We start from the raw sequence: 2531 nt of genomic DNA, 5'->3' as shown, positions 1-2531 counted from the left end.
GATAATTTCCAATCAATTCTTTTTTTTTTGTATCTACTGAAATTACTGGCTGATTACGCTCTTGAAAATCTTTGACTTTCTCATTAATGTATTGAAATTGAGCATCTCTATCTTGATCAGATGAACCTTTCTCCTTCGGAGACGCTGCGCGAACCGAAGTTTTTCTATTACTCTGTAAACTATACCCTAATTGCTTCAACAATTTTGCCACCGTTCTTGGACTAATTTGATGTCCCATTTCTTTTAGAGCTTTGGCTAATTTTGCTGTACTTTTCGATGTCCAGAGTAACGGGGAACATGGATCGGGAGCATGTCACTTATGCAGAACATTTGTACGCTTATCTGGGTAATGGGTAATAGGTAATGGGTAATAGGTAATGGGTAATAGGTAATAGGGGGAGCATGTCAGAAATGCCGAATATTTTTACCATTACTATAGCCCCCGGGTTTAAGCTTGCTCTAATGGTACATAGTTGATCTGTTCTGCAACTAAGACCGGCTCAATAACAGAATTTTTGGTGTTTTGTCAAGTAGTTCATTTGTTCGGCAAATTTGACCTGCTCCCACATGGATCTCCACGAGTCGCTGGTGCAATTAATTTTTCTAAATCTTGAATTAATGTGTGGTCATTTTGCGATAGACTTTTGCGTCCACCTCCAGGTTTTCTCACTTTTCTGTGGATCTTAGTTGAGCTGATTATTTGATTTTGATTATCATCTTGAACAATTGGAACTTGTAGTTCTTGAATTCCCCTTTTAATGGTTTTACTTGATAATCCAGTCGCAAAAGCCACTGTTTTTATTCCTTCTTTCCCTAAAGATACTGCTTCAACTCCTGACCACAATCGTCTGAGTTTTTCATCCATGTATGGCATTAAAGCCTCAAATTTGGTTCTAATATCCTCAATTATTGACATTTTTCCCAGAAACAATCACTTCGATTCTATTGTCTCATTTTTAGACCCTTATCATAAACTTATTTCTGCGCAACTCCTAAGGCGAGCCTGTCTTACGGTAACTTGGCCGTAGGCCACGCTTGGCCGTAGGCCACGCCAAAGGCGAACGCGAACAAACCACTCGCTATTGCATCAAGACAATGCCAGTAAATTGGGAGTGCCCGTTTTCCAAGAATTACCCCCACCATAAACAAGTTTTTATAGCAGAAGTCAGAAGTCAGAAGTCAGAAGTCAGAAGTTAAACTCAAGCCAAACTGTAGTTTGAGACTTTTGTCATGTCCTAATTACCCTGGCGACTGCTATATCTTGCCATTGAGTTCTATCCAACACTAGATATAACCTCTATTTTTTGGGAGATTTATTAGAAATTATTGTTTGAATAATTGGTAACAAAATCAGAGCTCCTGAGTTCGACTGTAACTTGAAAAACCTTTGAAGATGACGACGGCGAATTTCGGACTTAATTGGTAAAGTAAAATGAGCGGCTAACCTTTCAATCTTAATCTGTTTATGGATTTGCAGTAGCAACAATAAAATTTATAAAGTGATTAATTGAGCCTCACTGAAGTATTGTGATAGGTGAGTAAGATATAGTTCAGGTAATATCATTTTTTGATCGGTCTGGCTCACAAGTTCAAGACCGATCTTTTTCTACCATCAATTCCTTAAAATCTCAATCTGGTTGGGTTTTCACGGGGTTGTCACCCCGTGAGGCTTTGATGGCTATAAATCCCGATCGAGCGTGAATTTATCCAGTTCTATTACTCGATTATTGGTTATCGAGTGGTGACAAAGGACTAATAACAACTGAAAGCGGTGGTATCCTGCGCTTTTTCAAAGCGCTAGGGAAGGCCCACCAAGAGAATGACTTACGAATTTGAGTCCAACTTGGTATTATTACTGGACTAGTGTTCTCGAATAACAGAGGCTTCATCGCTACCCTTTCGTTAAAGGAGTGGTAACGCCGCTCATCCGCGCGTTGCGATCAAAGATGCGGTGCGACCCCGCGCTTTTTCAAAGCTAAGGGTGAATGGGCACCAAGAGAGCGCTAGGAAACGCCCACCAAGAGAGGGAAGGCTCACTTCTCAAGTTGACACAATCTTTACACACTCTTTACAGAATTTTGAGATGATCCAGTGCAACTAGCCGTTACTAATGGTAAAACCCAAATAGTGGTGAACACATATCAAGAAATTACATATAGCATCTGTCAAAAGGTAAGCATTCAGCTATCAGCCATCAGCCTTTGGCCTTTGGCTACGCTACTTAAGGTGCTTATGGGCGATGGCCACCCTTGGCATTGGCCAAAGGCCACACTAAGGGAATGGCCACGCTAATTGAGGTGCGAACAGCTTTTGAATAAAAGAGGTAAGCATTTGGGCGTTGCGTCAGTCTTTGAATGAATAAGAGTAGAGTGGGCATCCTGCCCGCCCGGAAATGAAACGGGCAAGATCCCCGTTCCACGGCCAGATCCCCGTTCCACGGCCAGATCCCCGTTCCACGGCCAGATCCCCGTTCCACGGCCAGATCCCCGTTCCACGGCCAGATCCCCGTTCCACGGCCAGATCCCCGTTCC

The 2531-nt window shown here is 42.4% G+C and carries 3 protein-coding genes and 1 pseudogene; 2 read left to right on the top strand and 2 right to left on the bottom strand.

Features of this window, described 5'->3' with window-relative positions; translation table 11 throughout:
* Window positions 1–304 (bottom strand): annotated as a pseudogene (locus F6K20_RS33755) (ISAzo13-like element transposase-related protein); the annotation flags it as partial.
* 231 nt (window positions 305–535) lie between these two features.
* Window positions 536–916 (bottom strand): hypothetical protein, encoded by a 381-nt coding sequence (locus F6K20_RS33750; RefSeq protein WP_008181994.1) that lies wholly within the window; start codon window positions 914–916, stop codon window positions 536–538.
* A 119-nt stretch (window positions 917–1035) separates the two neighbouring features.
* Between F6K20_RS33750 and F6K20_RS33745 the strand changes: the two genes are divergently transcribed.
* Complete coding sequence (locus F6K20_RS33745; protein WP_161603148.1) at window positions 1036–1197, top strand: hypothetical protein; 162 nt, start codon at window positions 1036–1038, stop codon at window positions 1195–1197.
* Between the two features lie 894 nt (window positions 1198–2091).
* Window positions 2092–2292, top strand: a complete 201-nt coding sequence (locus F6K20_RS33740; RefSeq protein WP_131826852.1) for a hypothetical protein — start codon at window positions 2092–2094, stop codon at window positions 2290–2292.
* Window positions 2293–2531: the final 239 nt, after the last annotated feature.

The organism is Moorena sp. SIO2C4 (assembly GCF_010672485.1).
GTDB classification, from domain to species: Bacteria; Cyanobacteriota; Cyanobacteriia; order Cyanobacteriales; family Coleofasciculaceae; genus Moorena; species Moorena producens.
The sequence above is the reverse complement of the archived record's forward strand: the minus strand, read 5'-3'. Positions and strand labels throughout refer to the sequence as shown.

Excerpts from the sequence above, each read along its gene's own strand:
- F6K20_RS33750 (WP_008181994.1), bottom strand. The coding sequence starts at position 916 with ATGTCAATAATTGAGGATATTAGAACCAAATTTGAGGCTTTAATGCCA.